This window comes from Shewanella sp. SM69, from assembly GCF_025653985.1.
GTDB classification, from domain to species: domain Bacteria; phylum Pseudomonadota; class Gammaproteobacteria; order Enterobacterales; family Shewanellaceae; genus Shewanella; species Shewanella oncorhynchi.
In genome coordinates this window covers 188,226-213,327 of the sequence record NZ_JAKKRV010000008.1, presented here as the reverse complement: position 1 = coordinate 213,327, position 25,102 = coordinate 188,226, and the positions used below count along the sequence as shown (strand labels likewise).

The 25,102-nt window shown below is 47.1% G+C and carries 16 protein-coding genes; 12 read left to right on the top strand and 4 right to left on the bottom strand.

Annotated elements, in window-relative coordinates; all coding sequences use genetic code 11:
- Window positions 1–98 precede the first annotated feature (98 nt).
- The 10 genes from rng (at window position 99) to L5M37_RS13010 (ending at window position 16,045) form a co-directional block, all read left to right on the top strand.
- Entirely contained in the window at window positions 99–1,565 is a 1,467-nt protein-coding gene (rng, locus tag L5M37_RS13055) for a ribonuclease G (RefSeq protein ID WP_168825804.1), read from the top strand.
- A complete protein-coding gene (locus L5M37_RS13050; RefSeq protein WP_263200725.1) occupies window positions 1,565–5,911 on the top strand; it encodes a YhdP family protein in 4,347 nt (1,448 codons plus the stop codon). The genes rng and L5M37_RS13050 overlap by 1 nt, the downstream gene beginning before the upstream one ends.
- Window positions 5,835–6,665, top strand: coding sequence for a carbon-nitrogen hydrolase family protein (locus L5M37_RS13045; RefSeq protein WP_263200723.1), 831 nt, complete (start codon window positions 5,835–5,837; stop codon window positions 6,663–6,665). The genes L5M37_RS13050 and L5M37_RS13045 overlap by 77 nt, the downstream gene beginning before the upstream one ends.
- A gap of 133 nt (window positions 6,666–6,798) precedes the next feature.
- Window positions 6,799–8,247, top strand: a complete 1,449-nt coding sequence (gene tldD, locus L5M37_RS13040; RefSeq protein ID WP_263200722.1) for a metalloprotease TldD — start codon at window positions 6,799–6,801, stop codon at window positions 8,245–8,247.
- 101 nt (window positions 8,248–8,348) lie between these two features.
- Window positions 8,349–9,731, top strand: a complete 1,383-nt coding sequence (locus L5M37_RS13035; RefSeq protein WP_263200720.1) for a TolC family protein — start codon at window positions 8,349–8,351, stop codon at window positions 9,729–9,731.
- A complete protein-coding gene (locus L5M37_RS13030; RefSeq protein ID WP_113940072.1) occupies window positions 9,721–10,695 on the top strand; it encodes an HlyD family secretion protein in 975 nt (324 codons plus the stop codon). Before L5M37_RS13035 ends, L5M37_RS13030 begins: the two co-directional genes overlap by 11 nt.
- An 80-nt stretch (window positions 10,696–10,775) precedes the next feature.
- On the top strand, window positions 10,776–11,993 hold the full coding sequence (locus L5M37_RS13025) for an ABC transporter permease (RefSeq protein WP_263200745.1): 1,218 nt from the start codon (window positions 10,776–10,778) through the stop codon (window positions 11,991–11,993).
- A 1-nt stretch (window position 11,994) separates the two neighbouring features.
- Complete coding sequence (locus tag L5M37_RS13020; RefSeq protein ID WP_263200717.1) at window positions 11,995–13,185, top strand: ABC transporter permease; 1,191 nt, start codon at window positions 11,995–11,997, stop codon at window positions 13,183–13,185.
- Window positions 13,186–13,407: 222 nt separating this feature from the next.
- Complete coding sequence (locus L5M37_RS13015; RefSeq protein WP_168825659.1) at window positions 13,408–14,295, top strand: ion transporter; 888 nt, start codon at window positions 13,408–13,410, stop codon at window positions 14,293–14,295.
- A gap of 424 nt (window positions 14,296–14,719) precedes the next feature.
- Window positions 14,720–16,045 (top strand): APC family permease, encoded by a 1,326-nt coding sequence (locus L5M37_RS13010; protein ID WP_263183576.1) that lies wholly within the window; start codon window positions 14,720–14,722, stop codon window positions 16,043–16,045.
- A 161-nt stretch (window positions 16,046–16,206) separates the two neighbouring features.
- Here the strand turns inward: L5M37_RS13010 and L5M37_RS13005 are convergent, their stop codons facing one another.
- The gene (locus tag L5M37_RS13005) at window positions 16,207–18,720 is read right to left on the bottom strand and encodes an Ig-like domain-containing protein (protein WP_263200715.1); all 2,514 of its coding nucleotides are present in this window, start codon (window positions 18,718–18,720) and stop codon (window positions 16,207–16,209) included.
- 29 nt (window positions 18,721–18,749) lie between these two features.
- Window positions 18,750–19,286 (bottom strand): ribosome biogenesis factor YjgA, encoded by a 537-nt coding sequence (gene yjgA, locus L5M37_RS13000; protein WP_105251298.1) that lies wholly within the window; start codon window positions 19,284–19,286, stop codon window positions 18,750–18,752.
- 451 nt (window positions 19,287–19,737) lie between these two features.
- On the opposite strand from yjgA, the gene pmbA reads away from it, so the two are divergent.
- Window positions 19,738–21,081: a metalloprotease PmbA gene (pmbA, locus tag L5M37_RS12995; RefSeq protein WP_105251299.1), complete on the top strand. Its 1,344-nt coding sequence runs from the start codon at window positions 19,738–19,740 to the stop codon at window positions 21,079–21,081.
- A gap of 251 nt (window positions 21,082–21,332) precedes the next feature.
- Here the strand turns inward: pmbA and L5M37_RS12990 are convergent, their stop codons facing one another.
- Together L5M37_RS12990 and L5M37_RS12985 are read right to left on the bottom strand one after the other, a co-directional pair.
- The gene (locus L5M37_RS12990) at window positions 21,333–23,459 is read right to left on the bottom strand and encodes a TonB-dependent receptor (RefSeq protein ID WP_263200714.1); all 2,127 of its coding nucleotides are present in this window, start codon (window positions 23,457–23,459) and stop codon (window positions 21,333–21,335) included.
- A gap of 268 nt (window positions 23,460–23,727) precedes the next feature.
- Window positions 23,728–24,576, bottom strand: a complete 849-nt coding sequence (locus tag L5M37_RS12985; protein WP_317630095.1) for a substrate-binding periplasmic protein — start codon at window positions 24,574–24,576, stop codon at window positions 23,728–23,730.
- Window positions 24,577–24,842: 266 nt separating this feature from the next.
- Between L5M37_RS12985 and L5M37_RS12980 the strand changes: the two genes are divergently transcribed.
- Window positions 24,843–25,067 (top strand): ribosome alternative rescue factor ArfA, encoded by a 225-nt coding sequence (locus L5M37_RS12980; protein ID WP_131523432.1) that lies wholly within the window; start codon window positions 24,843–24,845, stop codon window positions 25,065–25,067.
- Window positions 25,068–25,102 lie beyond the last annotated feature (35 nt).

The following is a 25,102-nucleotide window of genomic DNA, read 5'->3' as shown; positions in this document are numbered from 1 at the left end:
GCTTAGAGAGTTTGTAACTTCGATTAATTAATCTAGTTTCCCGAATGGGGTGAGTCGTGAATACCAGTCGCTTAAATCCAAATAAAATACAGCGCAAGATGGGTTCAGAATTACTGATCAACGTAACTCCATCTGAGGCGCGCGTTGCTTTAGTTGAGCATGGTGTGCTGCAAGAAGTCCATATTGAACGCCGGATGAAACGGGGTTTAGTGGGGAATATTTACAAAGGTAAAATCAGCCGTGTGTTACCCGGTATGCAAGCCGCCTTTGTCGATATTGGCTTAGATAAAGCGGCTTTTTTACATGCGTCCGACATAGTACCGCACACTGAGTGTGTCGCCGATGTTGAGAAAGGTCATTTCGTTGTTCGTGATATCGCCGAGTTAGTCCGTCAAGGGCAAGACATTATGGTGCAAGTGGTTAAAGATCCGCTGGGCACTAAGGGCGCACGCCTAACGACCGATATCACGCTGCCTTCCCGTTATTTAGTCTTTATGCCAGGTTCTAGCCATGTTGGTGTTTCCCAGCGTATTGAACTAGAAGAAGAACGCAGTCGCCTCAAACAAATTACTTTGCCCTATGTTGATGATGACGGTGGTTTTATTATCCGCACCGCCGCCGAAGGCGTAGGGGAAGATGAGTTATCCCAAGATGCGGCATTTTTACGCCGAGTTTGGTCAAAGGTGAGTGAGCGACGTAAACGCAGTGGTGTGTCGCTCCTGTATCAAGATTTAGCCTTACCTGTGCGCATTGTGCGTGATTTTGTCGGTACTGAGCTGGACCGTATTCAAGTGGATTCTCGCCGCACTTTTGCCGAGTTGCAGTCTTTTGCGCAGGAGTTTATGCCAGAGATTGCCGATAAGATTGAGCACTATTCAGGACCTGCGCCTATTTTTGATCTCTACGATGTGGAGAACGAAATTCAACGTGCACTCGGCCGTAAAGTCGAGCTTAAGTCTGGTGGCTATTTGATCATAGATCAAACCGAAGCCATGACGACTGTGGATATCAATACCGGTGCCTTTGTGGGGCACAGGAATCTTGAAGAAACCATTTTTAATACCAACCTCGAAGCGACCCAAGCGATAGCGAGGCAGTTACGTCTGCGTAATCTCGGCGGCATCATTATTATCGATTTTATCGACATGATGACGGCGGATCATAAGGCTCGTGTTCTTAGCAGCTTAACCAGCGCTTTGTCTAAGGATAGGGTGAAAACCAATGTGAGTGGTTTTTCGGGGTTAGGTCTAGTCGAAATGACCCGTAAGCGTACCCGCGAAAGTTTAGAGCATGTCGTCTGTGGCGAATGTCCGGCCTGTCATGGCACGGGGAGCATGAAGACAGTCGAGACGGTTTCCTATGAGGTCTTTCGCGAAATAATCCGTTTAAACCGTGCCTACGATGCTGATGAGTTCCTGTTGTACTGTTCGCCTGCCGTGTATCAAAGTCTGCATACCGATGATAATCATCTTATTGCTGAACTTGAGGTTTACATAGGTAAGCGCATCCGTTTGCAAAATGAGCCTATGTACTCACAGCACAAATATGATGTGGTGATGATGTAGTGGCTACGCTTTTTACTGCAAAAAAATTTAGCCGTTTTTGTTGGCAATTTATGGCGCTTATTTTGGTCTTGTTTGCGCTTGCCGTCAGTTTGATCCGTGGCTTATTACCGCAGGTTGATGAAGTTCGCCAGCAACTGGTTAATTACGTAAAAAGCGAATATAAAGTAGATGTGCAAGTGGGGGAGCTATCCGCCCATTGGCAGGCATTTGGCCCTGCAATTAACATCGATGACTTAGTGATCCCGCCACAGGAACAACTGCCTGTGACCTTGATGATCAAGAACGTACAAGTGAAGTTAGATTTTTGGCAATCGCTGCTCACACTCACCCCGCGAATCGAAGATGTCAATTTTGAGGGTGTCCATGTCGCTTTAGACATGGATAAGCTTACCGAGAACGATCCCGCCACAATTAATAAAGCCCCGCAACTCGATTGGCTCTATGCCCTGTTGCTCAAACAACTCGATAGATTCTCCTTAACCAATGCCACAGTGCAATTGCTGAGCATGCACCAAGAGTTTCGCCCGATCCATATCCGTCATTTGAACTGGCGCAATCAGGGTGAACGTCACCGTGGTGCGGGAGAGTTGTATCTTGATAGTCATGCCTCTGAGCATGAATCTCTCGGATTACAGTTAGATATCAATGGCGATGGTGCAAATCCCGACAGTTTGACTGGGCAGATTTATTTGGCGGCTAACTCTTTGGATTTAGGTGAATGGGCTTCACGTCAGCCTAATCCCTATGATTCTACTCAAAAGTTACCCTTAGAAGGGGTTGTCAATCTTAAGGCTTGGCTTACGTTTGCCGACCGCAGCATCAGTTCTGCTATGGTTCATTTTGAGCCGAGCTGGCTGCAATGGACATTAAAGCAAGAGCCGCAGAGATTTGAAATTCAAGCGGGTGACATTGTTTGGCAGCCAAAGGCGACGGGTTGGGAAGTGCAAAGTTCAGGACTGGATTTTGTCACCAATGGTGAGCATTGGCCGGCATTAACGCTGGCCGCGAAGCGTCAAAACGATGAATTATTTGCCTATGTGAATCAAGTTAATACTCAGAGTCTATTGCCGCTGCTGCCGCTATTTCCTGGAGTCGATAGAGCCGTATTACGTCAATGGCATGCGTTAGCTCCCGAGGCGAATATTGGACCAATCCGCCTGTATCAAAAAGCCGACCAGCCTTTGCTCGCCAGTACCGAAGTGAAGCAGTTGCATTGGCAGAAGGTTGACGGTATTCCCAATACTAATCCTGTAGATGTGAACCTGCGCTGGCAAGATAAGACGCTGTATTTCTCTCTACCTGAACAAGTGTACACTCTTGATTTTGGTGATGAATTTTCGGCGCCATTAGTGTTCAATGGGGCGCCAATTGATGGTCAATTCGATACTGAACATCTGAGTTTAAATGTGCCTCAGTTGCAGCTTGAAAACGAAGATATCGGTGTTGATGCGGCATTGAATTTGGACTTTAGCGGTGCTGCGCACATGGCGCTGGCGGCCAATGTTCGTATCAACAATGTGGCTAATGCCGACAAGTATTTCCCCAATAAGGCGATGGGTGAATCACTGGCCGAGTATTTGGATACTGGGCTTAAAGCGGGTCAGACCCAAGATGCGCAAGTTGTTTGGCGTGGTCCGTTAAGTGGTTTTCCCTTCGACGATAATAGCGGCGTGTTTCAGGCAGCATTTACTTTAACAGATGCCAAATTTCAGTTTCAACCCGACTGGCCTGCGGTCACAGATCTGTCCCTTAACGCTTTGTTTGAAAATACCCGTATGGATCTTTGGTTAAACCAAGGCAAGCTGATGAATGTGGATGCCACAGGGGCCCATGTATTTATTCCCGCCATTGGTGAACAGACGCTGCTAAGGATTGAAGCCGAACTTGCTACTCAAGGCAGTGCGGCGACTAAGGTTTTACAAGCCTCACCTTTGGCGACCTCAGTAGGCAAAACCTTAGATGTCGTGCAAGTGCAAGGTGCTGTTACTGGCACTTTAGACATCAGCATTCCACTGTATGAAGGTGAAGTTGAAGATATTCGTGGTCAAATCCGTTTTGATAACACGCCTGTATATATTGCTCAGCCAGGGCTTCAACTTCATGGCGTGACTGGTGTAGTCGACTTTGCGAATGAGGTTGTGACAGGAAAAGGCATTAAAGCGCGCTTGTTCGAACAACCGCTTAGTTTAACTTTCGACACTCAGCCTAAAGGTAAAGATTTTGGCCTTAATCTTTCGCTGAAAAGTCGTTGGGATCTCAGCCGTCTCCCCGATGAATTGCACAATCCCTTGAGCGATTTTTATCAGGGAAAAATCAGTTGGGACGGTGCTATGACTATGCTATTTACTGAGCAAGGTTATCAAATCCAAGCCAAAGTGACTTCGGATATGCTGGGGACGCAACTGTTACTTCCAGGATACTTTGCTAAACCCGAAAATGAACCACGACCTTTAGTCGCCGAGTTTGTTGGTGATCAAGATAATGCGACGCTCGATGTCAAACTTGCCAGTCATGCCGAGTTTATCGGTGGTTTCGATGCCGATAAAGGCGCAAATTTTAGTTATTTTGACTTGTTATTGGGGCGTTTGTTTGGTGAGGATGAAGCCAGAAATACGGAACAAGGTCATATTCAAGTCGATCTCGGTAAGGCCAAATTAGCCGAATGGTTACCTGTGATTAATGCCTTTGTTGGTCAAGAGAAAATACCGAAAACGGGCATTTTAGTTGATGATATTCCCCATAAAAGTTTATTTCCCGCGGTGGTGAGCATCGATTCTCATATCGGTCGGCTCGATCTTTTAGGGCAAGAACTGACGGAGCTTAGGCTTAATGCTAAGCCTAACGAGACGGGATGGCGTTTTAATACCGTTGCCAACGAATTTGACGGTTGGATCGATTTCTATCCAAATTGGAAAACTCAAGGTCTCAAAGTTGTGGCGAATAAATTTTATTTTTCACCTGAGGTAAAGCCGAACACGGATGCCGATTTTGCCAGTGATCAAGTGCTTACTAACTTGCCGCCCGTGGCAGTGAATGTGGAAGATTTTCGTTTCTTCGATAAATCCTTTGGAAAGCTAGTTTTGCAGGCGAGCCCACAAGCGGCAGGATATAAGATTCAAACATTGTCTTTGACTACGCCCAATGTCAATTTGCAGGGCAGTGGCATTTGGCAGCAACAGGCTGGACAGAATAAAACTGATCTCAGTGTTGAGTTAAATGCCACTCAGTTTAGTTATCTATCTGCTCAATTGGGTATAGAGCCTGGCGTTAATGAAGCCCCCTTGAAGGTGAATGCGGACTTATCTTGGCAAGGTGCTCCCTATGCCTTCTCCCTCGAAACCTTAAATGGCAAGGTGAAATTCAACTTAGGCAAAGGTCACTTATCTCAGGTGAGTGACAAGGGCGCACGGATTTTCTCCCTGTTCAGTTTAGATTCTTTGGTGCGTAAACTGTCGCTGGATTTCACCGATGTCTTCGGTCAGGGCATGTATTTCAATTCTTTCAATGGCAATTTGCAGATTGATAATGGCGTGGTGAAAACCACTGACACTGAAATGGATGCCATCGCGGGTAATATGAAGGTGCGTGGCTATACGGATCTCACCACTGAAAGTTTGAATTACGATATCCGCTTTGTGCCGCAGTTGGCCTCAAGTGTGCCGACTGTCGTATTGCTCAGTACCAGCGCTTGGACACTGGGTCTGGGGGCCTTTGCCCTGACAAAAGTGCTTGAGCCTGTGATTGAAGTGATTTCAGAAATTCGTTTTCGGGTGACTGGGACTATGGCAGAGCCTGTGGTCGAAGAGTTAGAGCGAAAGAGTAAAGAGATTGAAATTCCAGAATCTATTTTACCTGTGGTTGGCGTTGAGCGCCCAGCGGTGCCGACTGAAGCCGCGAGTCATAACGCCGATATCACTCAGCCGGTAGAGACTAAATCGACCGAGGCTCAATTAACAGAAGCTAAGCCAACTGAAACTAAGTTAACTGAAGCTCAGTCAACTGAAGTCAAACCAAGCAACACTAAATCTGAGCCACAGTTTCAAGCAACACAACCAGAAGCGCTCGAGCCACAAGACGTTAAGCCTGAAGAGGCCAGATCTGAAGAATCAAAGTCAGAAGAGCTAAAGCCAGCAACAGATCAAATTAAAGCGCCCGATTTAAAGCGGGAGCAACCTCAAGCGACGCCTTCGCCTGAAGCACCGAACACGCCTGCCACACCAGAGAATCAGCCAGCAGTAGAACCGATTAAGCAAATTCAGGGAGATCAAAATGCATATCAGCCTGTTGCAATGTCAGAGCAGTCGCGACGTCAGCGCCAATCTGCAGTTTATCGAATCGCAGCTTAACGAACTCAAACGGGATGCTGATGCGCCCCATTTAGTGGTATTACCCGAATGCAGCTTACTGTTTGGTGGCCATGAAAGTCAGCAACTTGCCTATGCGGGCGATGTCCATCAGAGTCCGCTCAAATCGGCGTTAAGTGCACTGGCCGCCAAGTATCGGGTGTTTATGGTCGCGGGGACTATTCCGGCGTTGGCTGAGGATGGTCGTGTCTATAGTCGCAGTTATCTGTTTGATGATAAAGGTGATACTTTAGGGCATTACGATAAACTGCACCTTTTTGATGTGGATGTTGCCGATGGTACAAAACAATATCGCGAGAGCGAAACCTTCTGCCCCGGTGATCACATTAGTGTTATCGATACACCTTTTGGCAAAATTGGCTTAACCATCTGTTATGATTTACGCTTTCCTGACTTGTTTAGGGCGATGCGCCTTGCGGGTGCCGAGATTATTGCTGTCCCTTCTGCCTTCACCAAGGTGACGGGTGAAGCCCATTGGCAGGTATTGTTACAGGCCAGAGCGATTGAAACCCAATGCGTTATTCTTGCTGCAGCTCAGTGGGGACAGCATAACGAAGGCAGTCGAGAAACTTGGGGGCAGAGCATGATAGTCGGTCCTTGGGGGAATATTTTGGCTGAACTTAAAACCGGTACGGGTTGGGTACAGGCTGAGGTCGACTTAACCGAACTGCACAGTATTCGCAGTAAAATGCCCGTCATGCAGCATAATCGTTTCCTTGAACCAAGCTTGAAATAATGTGCCAATAGCCAGCAGACGAGTTGAAATGCTGAATTTGCGCTTGAGTCGATACGCAGCATTAACACATAGAATTAGTACACCGAATTTACACTCAGAATATCAAGATCCCTTGGGGTCAAAGAGAGCATAGATGCCATTTTTAGCACAAGTAGAGCAAAGTTTATTGAAGAATGGGTTAGCGTTAGATGGCCTGCAAACCTATCTAAACACCATACATCAGCACAAAATCGATTATTCCGATCTCTATTTTCAAGGTAGTCGCCACGAATCTTGGGTGCTGGAAGACGGCATCATCAAAGACGGTAGTTTCCATATTGAACGCGGTGTGGGCGTGCGGGCCATTAGCGGTGAGAAAACGGGTTTTGCCTATGCCGACGATATCACTCCTGCCGCCTTAAGCGCTGCAGTACAGGCTGCCCGTGGCATTGCTAGTGCGGGTGAGCAGACTCAGGTACAAGCCTTTAAACGTCAAAAAGCATTGGCGTTATACGACAGCTTAGATCCGATTGCGGCGATGGAAGAAGTCAAAAAAATCAACCTGCTGAAAGAAGCCGATGCGTTTATTCGCAGTCTAGATAGCCGGATTATTCAAGTGGTGGTTAGCCTTGCTGGTGTGCACGAAGAAATCCTCGTTGCTGCGAGTGATGGCACTCTTGCGGCCGATATCCGTCCTCTGGTGCGTTTTAACTGTAGCGTGATTTTGGAAGAAAACGGTAAACGTGAACGTGGCGGCGCTGGTGGTGGTGGTCGTCATGACTACGGTGTTTTAATGGCAAGCGATGACACAGGTTTACCTATGTGTTTCGCCTTTGCCCGCGAAGCCGTGCGTCAAGCGCAGGTCAATCTAAATGCCATCGATGCACCAGCGGGTGAAATGCCAGTGGTGTTAGGTAATGGCTGGCCCGGTGTATTGCTCCACGAAGCGGTTGGACATGGTTTGGAAGGCGACTTTAACCGTAAGGGCAGCAGTGCCTTTAGCGGCAAGGTTGGTCAGCAAGTTGCGTCTAAGTTAGTGACTGTGGTCGACGATGGCACCTTGCCTAATCGTCGTGGTTCACTGAGTATCGACGATGAAGGTGTACAAACCCAAAGAACCGTATTGATTGAAGACGGTATTTTAAAGGGTTACATCCAAGACAAACTCAATGCTTGCTTAATGGGTGTTGCGCCAACGGGTAACGGCCGCCGCGAATCCTACGCGCATTTGCCTATGCCACGTATGACCAATACTTATATGACGGCCGGTGAGTCTGATCCCAGTGAGATTATCAAATCGGTGAAGAAGGGCATTTACGCCCCTAACTTTGGCGGTGGTCAAGTTGATATCACTTCGGGTAAGTTTGTGTTCTCAGCATCCGAAGCCTATTTGATTGAAAATGGTGAAGTTACTCAAGCCATTAAGGGGGCTACTTTAATCGGTAATGGCCCTGAGGCTATGAGCCAGATTTCTATGGTCGGTAACGATATGGCTTTAGATCAAGGAGTGGGCGTTTGTGGTAAAGACGGTCAAAGTGTGCCTGTGGGTGTGGGTCAACCGACCCTAAAACTCGATAAGCTCACCGTGGGCGGAACAGCATAAAACCTAGAACCTTACGTCTATAGGTTCTAGTCGCTACCCACTACCCACCATGAATGTTATCATTCGCAAAGGAAATTAGAGTAACTACTCTAGAGGTGTTAATGAAACTATCACGTGTGGTCTGGCTGTGCCTATTATCATTGCCTTCGGCTGGCTATGCTCAGCCGATTAGCTTTACTGATGCTTGGCAGCAAGTGCTGAAGGTGAGCGACAAGTTGCAAGCGCAATCCCAGGAAGTTAACCGCGCTAAGGGGGAGCAAGAGGCGGGCGAGAGCTTAAATTTCCCCTCATTAGACATTCGCGGTAATTATATTCATTTGGATAAACCGATTGAGTTTGATCTGAAAGAATTAAATTCTGTGATTTCTATCCCGCCATCGCTTGGCGGCATTATTGCGGGTATTCCGCCGCTGCCCTTAAGTGAACAAGATATTTTTAGCGCCAGCTTACAGGCAATGTGGCCGATTTATACGGGCGGACAGATCACTGCGGCTCAAGGTATACACGCGGCTATGGTGGCCGAGAAGCAACAAGAATTACAATTAGCAACTCGTGATTTATTTACCCTGCTGGTGGATAGATATTACGCTGTCGATGTGACGTTGGCATTGGTGAATACTCAGACTGATCTGGTTGGCTCGTTAGCTAAGCATGTTGATCATGCTTTAGCACTAGAGCGCGAAGGGCAAATTGCTAAGGTCGAGCGCCTCAATGCGCAGGTCGCCCTAGACAATGCTAAAGTCAATTTAGGCAGTGCTCGTCGGCAACATGAAATGGCAGTGATCGCGCTGGCTCGTATGCTGCAGCAAAGTCAGGTGAGCACAAATTCTTCCTTGTTTGTATTGCCGCAGGCTCCTTCATTCGCTCAACTCAGCCAAATTACCCTGAGCCAACATCCGGCGCTCAAATTGCTCGAAGCGAAAGAAACGCAAGCGAACGGTTTAATAGCGTTGGAAAAAGGTAAATACCATCCAACGGTTTTCCTCTTCGGTAACTACACCTTGTATGAAGAAGACACACTCTTGACGAGCATCACACCTGACTGGATGGTTGGGGTTGGGGTCAATGTGCCACTGATCAGCCGAGATGGCCGTAGCGGTAAGGTCGAAGCGGCGAAAAGTGCACTCTTACAAGCTCGTTATACCAAGGCACAAACTAAACAAGACTTGAGCCTGCTGGTGGATCAAAGCTATCGCCAATTATTACAGGCCGAGGAAGAAGTGACGGCGCTTGATACTTCGCTCGAACTTGCTATTGAAAACCTGCGTCTGCGTGACATCGCCTTTAATCAAGGGCTTTCAACCTCTATCGACAGAGTCGATGCGGAGCTGAAACTGAGCGCAGTGAAAACTCAGCAATTGGCTGCCCGTTATCGTTATGTGCAAGCCTATGCCAGATTAATGGCCATCAGTGGTCAACTAGATGAATTTATCGGTCGTACCATAGGCCGCACTCAAGAGCAGGAGACAAACAATGCGCGCTAACAGAATACTTGCCCTTGTGGCGTTGGTCGCATTAGGCCTTATCTTAGCCTATGGACTCAAGCTCGCTTATAGCCCGCAGCCGAGTTTGTTGCAGGGCCAGATTGAAGCCCGTGAGTACAATGTTTCGTCCAAGGTGCCAGGCAGAGTCGAGCAAGTGCTCGTGCGCCGCGGTGATAGTGTTGCCCAAGGGGATTTATTATTCGCGATCCGCAGTCCTGAGCTAGATGCAAAGTTAATGCAGGCCGAAGGTGGTCGTGATGCCGCTAAGGCGATGCAGCTTGAAGCCAACAACGGTGCTCGCAGCCAAGAAGTGATGGCAGCCAAGGAGCAATGGCTCAAGGCGCAGGCGGCGGCAACGCTCGCTAAAACCACTTATACCCGAGTCGAAAACTTATTTAACGAAGGTGTGGCGGCAAGACAAAAACGCGATGAAGCCTTTACCCAATGGCAAGCGGCAAAATACACAGAACAAGCAGCCTTAGCCATGTACCAAATGGCCGAGGAAGGTGCGCGGGCGGAAACCAAAGTGGCTGCGGCAGGTAATGCCCGTAAGGCTGAAGGTGCAGTGAAAGAAGTTAGCGCCATTATGGAAGATAGCCAAATGCGCGCACCTAAATCGGGTGAGATCAGCGACGTGCTGTTACAGGCAGGTGAATTGGCACCCAGTGGTTTTCCGATTGTTAGTTTAATTGATATGCAGGATGCTTGGGCCGTGTTCCAAGTGCGAGAAGACCAACTTAAACGTTTCAAAAAAGGTCAAAAAATTCAATTAACGATTCCGGCACTCGGGCAGGATGTGGATTTTACTGTGTCCCATATCAGTGTGATGGGTGAGTTTGCCACTTGGCGTTCGACCGAAAGTGGCCATGATTTTGATATGCGAACCTTTGAAGTGGAATTGCGTCCAAACCAGCCGATTACCGATCTGCGTGTCGGCATGTCTGTGCTGCTGCGTAGTGAGTAAAAGTCGTGACTGAACGTACGCCTCACGCCAACGTGGCGGACAAGATTAAGGGCGAATCACAGCCATCGAGCATAAGCTTTATGGCGTTGCTCACAGCGTTAGTTCGTCGTGAGCTGCGTGCCCTATGGCATGACCCTTGGCAGTTAGCGCTGATAAGTTATATTCCACTACTGGGGATTTTATGCTTATGGTGGTTGTTCAGTGCAGGTCTGCCAAGGCAACTGCCCGTGGCGATTGTTGACCAAGATCATAGTCAATTGAGCCGCATGTTGACCCGTCAGCTTAAGGCAAACCCAGTTACCGATCCACAAAGTTTTACCGACTTATCCTCGGCGATAAGCGCGATGCAACAGGCGAAAGTCTACGCGATTGTGGTTTTTCCCTATGATATGAAAAAGGATTTACTTACAGGCCATAAGCCTACAATTGATGTGCGCTACAACAGTCAATTTTTGCTGGTGGGTAAGTTACTCTCAAGCCAAATTCAGCTGAGTTTAGGCGACGGATTACAGCAAGTCGCGGGTTTAAAGCAGCTCGCAAATGGTACACCGAAATCCCAAGTCGCAGTGAATTTAAGCCCAGTCAAAAGCCAAACAACAGCCCTGTTTAACCGAAATAACAATTACATAGGTTTCTTAGTACCGCCAGTGCTGATTGCGCTGTGGCAGTTGTTATCTATGTTAGTGATGGCAAACAGTTTAAATCGAGAGCTGCATTTAGCGCCTACCACTCAGGCCGATGGCATGTCGAATATCTTAACTGAACATTTTTGGCCTAAAGTGTGGGCGAAAATGGTGCTGTTTACGCCGATATTGATGCTGCAGGGCGGCTTTATTTTAGCTTGGCTGTATTTGTATCTTGCTCTGCCGATGGCGGGGAGTTTAGCCCTATTATTGCTCGCGCAATTAGTCATGTTATTGGCAGTCTGGAGCTTAGTGTTATTAATATTTGTAGTGATGCGTGACAGTGCGCGGGTCATCAGCTTTTGTACCGCTTTATTTGCGCCAGCGTTTGCCTTTATGGGCATTACTTTTCCGACTCACGAAATGCCGCAATTAGCCCAGTGGTGGCGACTTATCATGCCATCGAGCCATTATATTGAGTCCCATGTTAGTATCGTGAGTTATGGCGCCACTTGGCCAAGTGTAGCGAGCCAAATCACCAGCTATTGGGGCTTTATCTGTCTGATACCTTTGATATATTTCCTGTCGCGTAAATTACTGCCTACCACAGTTAACACCAATGCTGCAGTGACGGTTTATGACTCGGACGCAGCTATATCTGCGAAGGGGCAATAGGATGAATTTATCCAAGAGCGAACACGCAAACACACCACGTCAGCTCAGTCTGTGGCGACTGATCCTCACTGAGTTTAAGGCCATTATTAGCGATAAAGCGATCGCAGTGACCTTATTTGGCGGTGTACTGTTTTATTCTGTTTTGTATCCTTTGCCCTATCTGAATCAAGTGCCGACCGAGCAACAACTGATCGTGGTGGACTTAGACCATTCTTCCCTAAGCCGTCAATTGATCCGTCATGCCGATGCCAGCGCAAAAATTCAAGTCATAGGCCAAGTCGGTTCGATTACTGAGGCGAAGCGTTTTATTGAGACGCGTAAGGCCCACGGCTTACTTGTGATCCCAGAAGGATTCCGTCGCGATTTATTGCTCGGTAAAGGTGTGACGCTAAGCTATGGCGGTGATGCTAGTTATTTTTTGATTTATTCCGCGGTTGTTGAAGGCTTAGTTAGCGCTGGAATGGATGCGGGAAAACAAGTGCAATTGATTGGCATGCTTGCTCAAGGACAAAATCCTAAGCAGGCTCAAGAGAGTTTAAACTCGCTTCATCTTAACAGTGTGCCAGCCTTTAACCAGAGCTTAGGTTATACGCCCTATGTGGTACCTGGACTGTTCTTGCTGATTTTGCACCAAACCTTACTCATAGGTACTGGCATTTTAGGGGCTGGGCAATGGCGGCATAAAGGGTATTGGCAGCAGGTGTCACCGGTGCAATTAGTCTGTGGTCGTATTCTTGCTTTCATGTTGATTTATATATTCTTTACCAGCTTTTATGTGGGCTATTGTTATCACTGGTATAACGTGAGTATTCAAGCGAGCCTTGGTTTAGTTGCGCTGTGGTTATTGCCGTTTTTACTGGCTACCGCCGCCGCAGGTGTTGCCATGAGCACCTTGTTCACCCGCCGCGATTTACCCACCCAAGTGCTACTGCTGATCTCTATGCCTATTTTATTTGTGTCAGGTTTTGTGTGGCCGATAGCGTTGATCCCAGAACCTTTAGTACTCGGATCACAGTTTATTCCCGCGGTACCCGCGATTATGGGCATGCTAGAACTCAATCAAATGGGCGCAAGTTGGGCGAGTGTGATACCAAAATGGCTGCAACTATGGGGCTTATTTGCGGTCTTTTTCGGCCTAGCGATGTTGGGGATTAAGCGAAGAACGAAGTTGTTGCTGACTGGTACCCATTAGTTTTTAGCGATACCTTAGATTTATATTTATTGGCGAGTGTTAATCGTTTACTGAGGACGTAATGACGTTTTACCCACCCCCTCATAAAAGTTGCTGTTCATATTATCCAAATCTTGCTCAATCCACTGCATTTAACCCTGTTGTTATTTAACCCACCGTAAAAACTGGGCATCTGAAAGCGCACTCGCTACAATCGCCGCAATTGTGATTATAGGAGTCGACATGAGTACATCTTTACTTAACGTACCAACGGGTTTGCAGGCACGAGTGATTAGCTTGGTTGAGCAAAACTGGTTTGGTCATTTTATTTTGGCATTGATTTTAATCAACGCGGTGCAGTTAGGTATGGAGACCTCAGCCAGCCTGATGGCGCAATACGGTACTTTGTTGATGAGTCTTGATAAGGTGCTGCTGAGTGTATTTGTCGTGGAGTTATTGCTGCGGATTTATGCCTATAGGGGAAAATTTTTTAAAGACCCTTGGAGTGTGTTTGATTTTACCGTGATAGTGATTGCACTGATCCCTGCATCTGGGCCTCTGGCTGTACTGCGTTCGCTACGGGTGTTGCGGGTGCTGAGAGTGTTAACAATTGTGCCATCAATGAAACGGGTCGTGTCAGCTCTGTTGGGATCACTTCCAGGATTGGCATCGATCGCCACGGTATTACTGTTGATTTATTATGTGTTTGCGGTGATAGCCACCAAAATTTTTGGTGGTACGTTTCCGGAATGGTTTGGCACCATTGCTGATTCGTTTTATACCTTATTTCAAATAATGACGCTTGAAAGCTGGTCCATGGGAATTTCGCGGCCAGTGATGGAAGTTTACCCTTATGCTTGGGTATTTTTCGTGCCATTTATTCTGGTGGCTACTTTCACTATGCTAAATTTGTTTATTGCGATTATCGTCAATACCATGCAAACCTTCAGTGACGAAGAGCATGCATTAGAGCGTGAGCAGGACAAACAAGTCTTGGAGCAGGAACAAAGACAAATGCACGAGGAGTTGAAAGCCATCAGACTCGAGCTACAACAATTACAAACCTTGCTGCGGAGTGCTGCTGGTGATTCTTCTAATGTATCGACAAAGGGAGATCTTGGTTCTGATTAAAGCAGATTGAGGATCGTGAGCTGATACCAAGTCTTGTACTTGGATTCTGTCGTTTTTCACTAAGCCATCACAGATTGCGGATCACTTAATATTTTTATTGGGTTGTCTTCTTATTGGTTTTGGGGGAGAATGCGCGCCGAAAAAATAACCGAGATACTCAGTATCTCGGTTATTTTTTATTTATGGCGTATGTGTTTTAAAACAATTGAGGCCGGTAAACATCCGGAAATGATATGAGGTTCAGTTGAACCTATTTTACTGAGGAAAGACCAATGGGGCTGTTGTGTACCGGATTGTCGGTAGTTGTTGTAAATCAAGTTGTTGCGTTAGCCATTAAACCTAGAGTGCAGACGGTTAGCCGCAAGCAAAAACTAATTGCAGATGCGTGCTTAGGTGTTCAACCCTGTACAATGGGGGTGTGCTGATGAGCCAACAAAATCCGGGTTTGAAGCAGACCCTCAACTTATGGCAAGTGGTGGTGATGGGGCTTGCCTATCTCACGCCGATGGCCGTTTTTGACACCTTTGGTATTGTTTCCGAGATCACCTCTGGCCATGTGGCTACGTCTTATCTATTCGCATTGGCGGGGATTTTATTTACCGCGTTTAGTTACGGTCATTTGGTACGTAAATATCCCTATGCGGGTTCAGCTTACACTTATGCTCAAAAAACCTTTAGCCCGAATGTTGGTTTTATGGTGGGTTGGTCATCGCTGCTGGACTATATGTTTATGCCAATGATCAATATGTTGCTCGCAAAAATCTATTTAACCGCCATGTTTCCCAGCGTCGAACCTTGGATCTTTATTTTCGCTCTTGTGACCATAATGACCTTGCTTAATCTCAAGGGGATTGATCTCGTCGCGAACTTTAATGGGGTGATAGTGTTTGCACAGATCGCCATTATTGTGGTGTTCATTGGTCTAATGGCCTATAGCATTTCCCTCGGTGAAGGCGAAGGTGTCGTCGCGAGTGTGCGACCATTTTATGCCGATAATATGGCGATGGCACCATTATTCACTGGGGCGACGATTCTGTGTTTCTCCTTCCTCGGCTTTGACGGGTTAAGTTCACTGACTGAAGAAACTAAAGATGCTCAACGTGTTATTCCTCGCGCGATTGTGTTGACGGCTTTACTCGGTGGCGTGATTTTTGTTGGCGTGTCTTATTTTTTGCAGCTCTATTTCCCCGATATCTCCCGCTTTCAACAGCTTGATGCGGTATTGCCTGAAATTGCACTCTATGTGGGTGGTAATCTATTTCAGTCCATCGTATTAGTAGCGACCACAGTTGCTGTATTGGCATCCGGTATGGCTGCCCATGCTGGGGTTGCGCGGATTTTATATGTGATGGGGCGGGATAATATGTTGCCACGTAAAGGGTTTGCTTATATCCATCCTAGATGGCGAACCCCTGCATTTAATGTCTTGTTGGTGGGCGCACTTGCGCTATCTGCCGTCTCATTTGATTTAGAAATGGCGCTAGCCTTAGTGAATTTTGGTGCTTTAGTGGCGTTCACCTTCGTAAACTTATCCGTGATTGTGCAGTTTTACCTAAGGGATCGACGTAATAAATCTTTTAGAGACCACTTACAATACTTAGTCTTGCCATTGTGTGGCGCCGGTACTATTGGCGTGCTTTGGGTGAACTTAGAGCCACAATCATTAGAGTTGGGGCTTATATGGGCGGCTGTGGGAGCATTGTATTTGGCTTTACGTAGTTTCCGTTTACGCCGTGCAGTAGAGCTATAAAATTAAGAGTTATAAAATTAGTGAGAGTCATGGCTCATAGATGCACAGCTATAACTAAAGATGTGTAGTAGATCTAGGGCTGTGGGTTGTAATTCTCTAATAAAATCCTCCAATAAAAAGACCCGCATTCGCGGGTCTTTTTATTATCTATCAGTTCGTTATTATTGCAGCAACACATTGAACTTAAGCAAGGTTTCAACACCACTTGGTGTATTCACTGTTAGTACCACTTGGCTGCTAGCGGTTTCAGTATTCTTGAGGTAAAAGTCCGCCATACTTGCATTAGCATCATTCGTTTTAGGCACAGTATAAGGCGTTGACAGTAATTCCCCTTTATCCGCATCGATATTAAGCGTTGTGCTAGAGGGCAGAATTTGATCGGCACTGTCGTAGAACTTTACGGTAAATTCGGATGTTTGCCCTGCAGGAATTGCCGTTAAAGACTCAAGATTGTTGAGAATATTTTGACCTAGGCGATCTTCATATACTTTGACACCATCTTGCCATAGGGAGAAATAGGCTTTTGAGCCAGACATTATCATCACAACTGCTTTACGAACATAAGTCTTATTCGCTTGTCCTGTCCCGCAGAGTGCGCCTTGACATTGAGGGCCGTTAAACTTGCCATCGGCACCTTTATAGGTGTCGCTAGCGAGGTTATCGAAATAGCGTTCACCACTATCATAGGCGAAGTTTTCGTTATCATCGCGAAAGGCTGTCGGCAGATCGCTAAAGCCTGAGCTATGAAAGGTTTCAATATCTAAGCCGTTACCACTGCAAGCCACAGGAACGCCATTTATCAAGCAAGCTTTTGCAATGGCGCTACCATCGGGTGTATCAAATTGGTTGTTACCATTGGTGTCGAAAAAGGTTTCGTGACCTAAAGCGTAGGCTAATACTGTTATGCGATGGTCTTGAGGTCTTGGATCGCTTGATGTCCAAGTCACACTGCAGACACCATTTTGAGTTAAGCAGCTTGGCTCTATTTGGCCGCCTTCACTGGTGAAGTTGACTGTTGTGTCATTGGGCGCAGGGTTGCCAAAACTATCAGACAGTCTTGCTGTCACTGTGACTTTCTCACCATCAATATTGCCCGCTTCAGGGTTGGCATTACTCGTCGCTAAACTAAATCCAAGTTGTTGAGGTAGACCAGTATTCACGGTTAACTGTTCAGATTGGCTAGTGATGACTTCTTTAGTATCAGTATCAACAGCAGTGGCAACCACGCGTACTGGCGTGGGTACTGTACCGGATAATACGCGCACACTGGCGATACCTTGGGAGTTAGTCAGGCTTTGCGCATTCGCAGTGCCATTGGCAAAACTTAAACCACCGACAACCGTATCTAAGGTAAAGCTGACCTTTTGCTGCGCTGCGGGTTGGCCATTGGCGCTGGTGACTTTGAAGCTAACTAAAGAGGATTCGCTTGCACCTGTGCCGCCCGCACCTTTAATGCGAATTTGGGCGGGCTCGGCCGACTCAAAACTTAAGCTGGCAAGGGTTTGGCGTTGCAGTGTGAACGGGAAATTCGCCGTTAGCGTCTGGTTGCCAGCCACTGTCGTGGCGACGATTTGGTCGCTACGTTCACTGTTGCCACTGCAACTTGTGTCTTGGAAGGTCGAGCTCGCATTACCCGATAAAGTCGTAACTGGGGTATCGAGTGTGGCGCTATTGTTTGTGGTGCAATCTGAGCTAAAGCTGATGGAAGAGGGTGTTTGTACTCGCGTAACCGTGCCGTCATTGGCCTCTAATACTAAACTTGCACTTACACCAAAACTACCGCCTGCACTGATTTTATATTTGCCATTGGCATCGGCCGTTAAGGTGCTCGCCAATTGACCTTCGGTAAAGACTGCGCCATTGAATGAGCCGAGTTTCAGCGTGCCTTCTTGATTGACTGCATCTTTACTCAACACTTCATACAAACTGCTGGTTTGCAGCGATTGACCTTGATAGTCCACTATTACTGTGAGGGAGTTTGCCCCTAATTCAGTTGCACTTGGCGTATAGGGTACCTGCGCAATACCTTGAGTGTTGGTCAGTGCACTGGCAGGATTGAGCGCCGCTGAACCTGCAGTAAAGGTGACTTTAGCGCCTTCGATACCTTTGCTTTCGCTATCGAGCAATATGGCTTGTAATTGCACCGACTCATCGACTTTAAAGCGAGTGACTAAGGCTGAGCGGCTTAAAATACTGGCGCTGAGTTTGGGTGTTTCAATGGTGTTGCCATTGCCTGAACCAACGAACTCGTAGTTACGGCTTGCAGTTAATGCGTCTGCATCAGACGGCGTATAGCTCGCCGTTACCGTACCAGCTTCTGCTGTTAATGCTGGGTTAGAAATGATGACTTCAGCAACGCCATCTGCATTGGTGAGTTTTGTTGCTGGCGCAACAGTACCTAAGGTCGCAGCGAAGCTAATCAGTTGGCCGCTAAGTTTACTCGAACCCTTTTTTAAGGTAGCGACGGCACAAAAACTCGTATCGGAGGCAAAGCTTAAATTGGTGGTTGCATCGGCGCACTTGCCGTTAACTACAGTTTTATAGCCCAGCGTTAAGCTGTAGCTGTCTGTTGTTCCGTCAGTGTCGGTGCCATCAGCGGCGCCATTACAACCACTGAGCGCTAATGCGCCCAGTAATGCCCAAGAAAATACCGATAACGTTTTGCTAAGTCGCATAAGCAACATCCTTGTGGGGCTGAAGTTAATTAGTCTTGGATTTCGCTGCGTAGATATTTAAACAGCTCTTTAGATGATTTTGATTCTGGGCCTTTGGCCAGTTCTTTGGTGGCTTGACGCACCAAAGTACGCAGTTTTTGTCTGTCTAATTGCGGATAATGCTCGACGACAGTTTGAATCTCATCATCACCTTGGGTGAGTAAGCGTTCACGCATTTTTTCGAACATTTGTAACTTAGCGGTCTCGTTGTTGTTTTTATTCAACACGATAGCGAGTGAAGCCTTGATTGGCTCAATATCAAAATTACGCATCAATTTGCCGATATACTGCATGTGGCGACGATACGCCTCAGTATTGACCTTGATTTTGCGTGTTTGCAGGATAGCGTCGTACAAAAACTCATCCAGCTCGATTTTATCTAGCTGAGTCTTGCTCAGTGAAACAAGCTCCATACCGACTTTTTGCACGGCTTCGCTATCACGCTTGTCCGTTGTTTTGCTGCTGACATAATCTTCATCTATGTCGTAGGGCTGTTTAAAATGTTCTGAATCACCAACAATCTTCATATAGATAAAACCTCAAGTAAATAACTGGCTAATAATAACATCTCCAGCCAAAAATCGCCTAGGTGAATGTGTTTATACCCAAGCTACCTGAAGATACGAGTTTCAGATCGCCTAGGGTGCTTCAATTCAAGGCGCATCAATGACAGAATGTCGGCCACCTTTTGAATTGATGCAACACGGAAGTGGAGTGCCCTAGGCGCTCCGTCCCGGCGGCTGATGTTAACCACGGGGTAACGCACTTTATGCTGTGTTGGTTATTTTTAACTTAGCCCGCTAGGTCTGCAAATAACCGCCTTGCCTAAAGTGCGTTAAACTCCTGCTGAATCCTGCATCTTCAGGTTGTTTGGGTATAGGATACGCTCTCAAGCCTAAGTCAGCCGCGAATAATTAATGTGAATGGGATTTGTGTTTGTTATGCTACGGCAATTGCCGACAACGAAAGAGTAGCTTTGTGTCTTTGAACAGAATCGATAGTGAATTGGGCGCGCTGAAAGATGCGGTGGCCGTGGCGCTGGAATATGCCAACAAATTAGGAACGAACGCTGCCGAAGTGGCGATCAGTAAACAACAAGGTTTGTCGGTTTCTACCCGTTTAAAAGAAGTTGAAACCGTTGAATTTAATAAAGATGGTGCCTTAGGAATTACAGTTTACCGCGATGGTTGCAAGGGCAGTTCATCGACGTCGGATTTAAGTCCAGAGGCCATTGCCTTAGCGGTGAAAGCGGCCGACGATATCGCCCGTTATACTTCTCCGGATCCATTCAGTGGTCTTGCCGATAAAGCCTTGATGGCAAATCAGATCCGCGATCTTCAACTGTATTATCCACAAGATATTTCCCCCGATGAGTTAGCGCAACTGGCGATCCGCGCCGAAACTGCGGCGCTCGATGCCGATCCACGTATCAATAATTCCGACGGCGCCAGTGCCAATGCTCACACTGCGGTTAAAGTGTATGGCAACAGCCACGGTTTCTTAAACGGTTATTGCAGCTCGCGTTATAGCTTGAGTTGCAGCGTGATAGGTGAAGATAGTGAAGGCAATATGCAACGGGATTACGATTACACTATCGCCCGTAAATTCAGCGAGATGCTTGCACCTGAAACGGTAGGTTTAAAGACCGCAGAGAAGACAGTAAGTCGCCTTGGTGCGCGCAAGATCGCGACGACGCGTTTACCCATTTTATTAGCGCCAGATATCGCCACAGGGTTAATCGGCCACTTTATCGGTGCGATCAGCGGTGGCAGTTTATACCGTAAATCCAGTTTCTTATTGGATTCGATCAACACCCAAATCTTCCCCGATTGGTTTAATATCGAAGAGCAGCCGCATTTACTGGGCGCATTGGCAAGCGCGAACTACGACAGTGAAGGCGTGGCGACCCAAGACAGACGCATTATTGACCGCGGCATGTTAGAAACCTATTTGCTGACCAGCTACTCGGCGCGCAAGTTAGGCTTAACCAACACGGGCCATGCGGGCGGTATTTATAACTGGACGCTCGGCCATACAGGCCAAACCTTCGACGAATTGGTAAAAGACATGGGCACAGGTTTGATTGTGACCGAAGTTATGGGCCAAGGCGTGAACATGGTAACGGGCGATTATTCCCGTGGTGCGGCGGGTTTCTACGTTGAAAACGGTGAGATCCAATATCCAGTGGAAGAGATCACTATCGCGGGTAACTTAAAAGAGATGTTCCGTGGCGTGCAAGCCGTGAGTAAGGATTTTGATTTGCGCTCATCGATTCGTACCGGCGGTATCTTGTTATCTGAAATGAAGATTGCGGGTAACTAATCCATAGTGTCACTCGTTCAGTCGTGCTGCATAGTGCGCTTAAGTCGTCTCAGTGTTTTAGTGCCAGTGCTTTAGTATTAGTGGCATGAATGTGGTTTGAGCATAAAAAAGGGCAAGCGATTAATCACTTAATCTGCTTGCCCTTTTTGTTTAACGTTCGGATTAGATCTGTTCGACCTAAAAAGCCGTGCCGTTAAAAACCATGTGGTTAAAAACTATGTTGTTAAAAACAGTGCCTTTAAAATCAGTCGTTAAAATGCATAGCTTGCGCTGAGTTCAAACGAGCGACCTGCACCGGCAATCTGGTTAAAGCCATTGGTATTATCGGCCTTAAATTCAGCCACACTCACGCCGCCCAGTGGCAGCTCATAGTAGCTGTCGAACAGATTATTCACGGCGAAGGTAACAGTCAGATCCTGCCACTTCATACTGCTGTTCAAATTGAGCAAGGAGTAGCTGTCTGTTTCATTTTCAAGGCGGCGGTCATCTACGCGATCTTTGGTCGCAACCCATTGCCATGAAAGACTGTTTTCCCATTGACCTAACTGATGTTGCAGTGCCAGCTCTGTTTGCAACGGCTTGATTTGATATAAAGGTTCATCACCTTCATCTCGCTCGCCACGGGTTACATTCACTTTGCCTAACACTTGCCATTTACCTGTGCTGGTTTCGGCAAACTGATAGAGCGCATTAAAACGTGCGCCATAGAGATTGGCATCTAAGTTAGTGAATTGGAGAATATTGCGTTTGCCATCAGGCGAACTAGTGCGATTGAAGCTACCAATGACTTCGGCATCGACATAGTCAGTCACAGCTGTGTACCAAGCTGTGGTCGAGACTTGCCAGCTATCATCGTTATATTTGTAGGCTGCGCTCAGGGTATGGGCGGTTTCTGGTTTAAGATCCGGATTACCCACATAACCATTACCATCACCATACCAACCTATCATAGTGGTCGCCATAGTGCCGCGGCCCCAGCTATAACGTTCGTACAGATTAGGTGCACGATTCTTGCGGGCTAAACCAAACTCAAGTTGTTGATTGGTCGATAATTGATAGCGCGCCAGTAAGGTGGCATCGATCAGATTATCATCACGTTTTCTGTCCATCGCATTAAAGGCTTTTGCCGCTTCGGCGTCGACATTGGGCATGCCCATCATAGGCATGTTGCTATAAGCTTGGACTTCACCGGTATTGGTGGTGACATACTCAAAGCGAACACCCGCCGATAACCACCAGCTTTGACTTAAATCTTGCTGCCATTCGCCATAAACGGCGGCACGTTTTCGCTGGCCATCGTTGATGTTGATGTAGTCATTGGGCGCCATCATAGTGCCAGGCACCGCAGGCCAAACATCGTCGAGCCGGTAGCTATAGTATTCTTGGCCGACCAGTAAGGTGCTGTCATCACCCATTGGCAAGCGCCAGTGTAGTTGATAGCTGTAGTCATCACCTTCAGTGTTCATTGGCATCTTGCCGGTTTTTTCTGGAGTGAAAAAGCCCATCTCGTGTTTCACGCCGTGCCAGTTTACTTGGGCACTGAATTCACCGTCATCGTCGAGTTTGAGTTGATAACGGGCGAGGGCACCGTAACTCTTGTTATCCGTCATATCCATGTATTGGTTAGCAAAACCTTGGAATGGAATATTTTGGTGGGTCAATTTGATGGCAACTTCTTGAGTCTCATCGCGCCATGCGGCGGTCAGTGCATGGTTTTGTGCGCGGTACAGGGTATCGATGACTTTATCGCCATTGCCATCTTTATAGCTGTTGGCATCTTCATAGGCGCCTTGATAGCTTAGGCTGATATTTTTGCTGGCAACTGTGGCATTGGTGCCCAGTAGCAAGGTGTCGCTCACGCTGCGGTATCCCGTTGAGATATCGCCGCTATTCCACTTGATGCTATCGCTTTCGCCAAATTTAGGATTAAGGCTGCTGACTTTGATCACACCCGCGATATTGTCGCCACCCGCGCTGACTGGCGATACACCCGCAATCACTTCGGCTGTGGTGACTTGATTGGCGGAAATATAGGACAGCGGTGGATTCATTTGGTTGGCGCAGGAAGCGGTAATGTCCGCACCATCAACTAACACTTTGATGCGATCGCCCATCATGCCATTGAGAATAGGCAGAGCTGATACGCCACCCGCTTCGGAGAAATCTACTCCTTGTCCTTTCAGCAGGTTTTCAGCCGAACCTAACGTGTTGCGGTTTTCGGTCTGTTGGCCGTGGACTTCTAAGCGTTCAATATTGGCTAACTCGCTGTCATCGGCCATTGCCTGCGGTGCTAGCGATAAGCCCATGGCGATTGCGAGGGATGAGGAAATTACTGAAGTTTTAAACGGGTGAGATAAATACGCAGAATTTGCAGCCATCTTATTGTCTTCCATTCACTTGGATTAATTGCGCTGCATTATAAAGAGCATCTATGAGTGGCAGGTGCGGCATATTGTCGCAGAGGGCAACAAAGCGGGTTAAAAACAGAATTGAGCTTGAGCAGAAGGTAAATTCCTCGCACGTTAATCACTTAGACCATGATTTTCTTTGACTCTTTAAATATTGTGCTCATCAATCATCGATAAGCGTATCAATGGAACCTGCTTTATCGGCCGTTAGAGGTGGGGTGACTTTATAAGATTTGAGCTAACCAAAATACTTGCTATACAGTCGCTGAGTTTCGCCTTGGGAATCCATGGCGGCGAGTGCTTTGGCAAACTGGAAAGCTTTAGAATCAGGCGCTAACACTGTGGGGCTATTGTCTGGGCTGATGGGGTTATCGGCGCGATAATTCGGGTTGTGCCTACCGCGGTAGTGACGGCTTTTTTTCGAGAAGCCGAGGTACATTTCCTGCGCAGATTGGCAGCAGTCGTAGTGGAGTTTGAACTGAGTGGGGTCGCGATCGTTAAGGTAATAATGCAGTGTGGTTTGATCGTAGATGAAAAAACCCCCTTGGTTTGAAAGCAAATAACCCAAGGTTTTAGACACATTGAGTTCAGGCGGTTTACGTACTTGTATTTTGTCGGGCAGGCCGTCAAAGTCGTAACTGCCGGGGGCGATTAAGAGGGTCATCTCATTATGGGCTAACTGCTCAATGGAGCGAATATCGGCGGCGCCAGCACGGCTAATGCCAATCGCACGTTGTGAAAGTCCATTGGGGATAAAATGCGCGTATTGAGCCCGCTCTTCGGTGAAATTAAGGCCGGGATAAAAATCAATATTGCCGAGTTTGAGATCCCGCAGAATACGTAATTTAGGTGCGCGCACTACATTGAGTTTGCAGCCAATCTTGTCCGCCGCCGCTTGATAGAGTTCGTGATAAAATCCCGTGTTATTGGACTCGTCGCCAATAAAGGGTAAGCGTTCGCTGGTGCGATACCCCATAGTCATCACGCAGGAGTCTGAACTGGAAAAAGCGTTGGCAAGCGGGGTTTGAAGCATTATCAGTAAAAACAGTGCGCCGAGCCAAGGTTGAGCGACTAACACGGATGTCAAATTGATCTCCTTATCTGTCGATTACAAAGTGTAACCTGAGTGCCAATAAAGGTTATGGCAAAGTCCACTCACTAAACCTATTAATAAAATCTTATTGATTATTAAGCTAATATATTATTTATGTTTGAATAATCTATCATACTTTCCTACTAGTAAAAGCCATTTTTTATGTTGGAGTGCACAAACTCTGTACATCTGATTTGATTGCGTTATAGTTTGCGCTGTTAGGCTATGGGCTTAACTTTCATTAAGCAGTGAGGCATAAAATGACGAAGCAAAAACCGCAAAATATGCCCTTAGAACACGAAAGTGGTCGAGGCACCATTACCGACAACGCACTCAAAGCGTTAGTGACGAGTCCCTTGTTTAGGACCCGCACCGAGAAAGCGAAAAAGGGCAAAGGGTCATATGACCGTAAAGCACAAAACCGAAAGGGGCATCAGCACAAGGGCGATGCCCCTTTTGACTTTCTAGGTCTGCGCTTTTGTTAATCTGCTTTTTACTGTTTTAGTTCGCTGTTTTAGTC

Coding starts and splice junctions, on each gene's coding strand:
- L5M37_RS12990 (WP_263200714.1), bottom strand. CDS start 23,459: ATGGCTGCAAATTCTGCGTATTTATCTCACCCGTTTAAAACTTCAGTA.
- L5M37_RS13025 (WP_263200745.1), top strand. CDS start 10,776: ATGGCGTTGCTCACAGCGTTAGTTCGTCGTGAGCTGCGTGCCCTATGG.
- rng (WP_168825804.1), top strand. CDS start 99: ATGGGTTCAGAATTACTGATCAACGTAACTCCATCTGAGGCGCGCGTT.
- tldD (WP_263200722.1), top strand. CDS start 6,799: ATGCCATTTTTAGCACAAGTAGAGCAAAGTTTATTGAAGAATGGGTTA.
- L5M37_RS13035 (WP_263200720.1), top strand. CDS start 8,349: ATGAAACTATCACGTGTGGTCTGGCTGTGCCTATTATCATTGCCTTCG.
- L5M37_RS12980 (WP_131523432.1), top strand. CDS start 24,843: ATGACGAAGCAAAAACCGCAAAATATGCCCTTAGAACACGAAAGTGGT.
- L5M37_RS13005 (WP_263200715.1), bottom strand. CDS start 18,720: ATGCGACTTAGCAAAACGTTATCGGTATTTTCTTGGGCATTACTGGGC.
- L5M37_RS13020 (WP_263200717.1), top strand. CDS start 11,995: ATGAATTTATCCAAGAGCGAACACGCAAACACACCACGTCAGCTCAGT.
- L5M37_RS13045 (WP_263200723.1), top strand. CDS start 5,835: ATGCATATCAGCCTGTTGCAATGTCAGAGCAGTCGCGACGTCAGCGCC.
- L5M37_RS13010 (WP_263183576.1), top strand. CDS start 14,720: ATGAGCCAACAAAATCCGGGTTTGAAGCAGACCCTCAACTTATGGCAA.
- L5M37_RS13015 (WP_168825659.1), top strand. CDS start 13,408: ATGAGTACATCTTTACTTAACGTACCAACGGGTTTGCAGGCACGAGTG.
- L5M37_RS13030 (WP_113940072.1), top strand. CDS start 9,721: ATGCGCGCTAACAGAATACTTGCCCTTGTGGCGTTGGTCGCATTAGGC.
- yjgA (WP_105251298.1), bottom strand. CDS start 19,286: ATGAAGATTGTTGGTGATTCAGAACATTTTAAACAGCCCTACGACATA.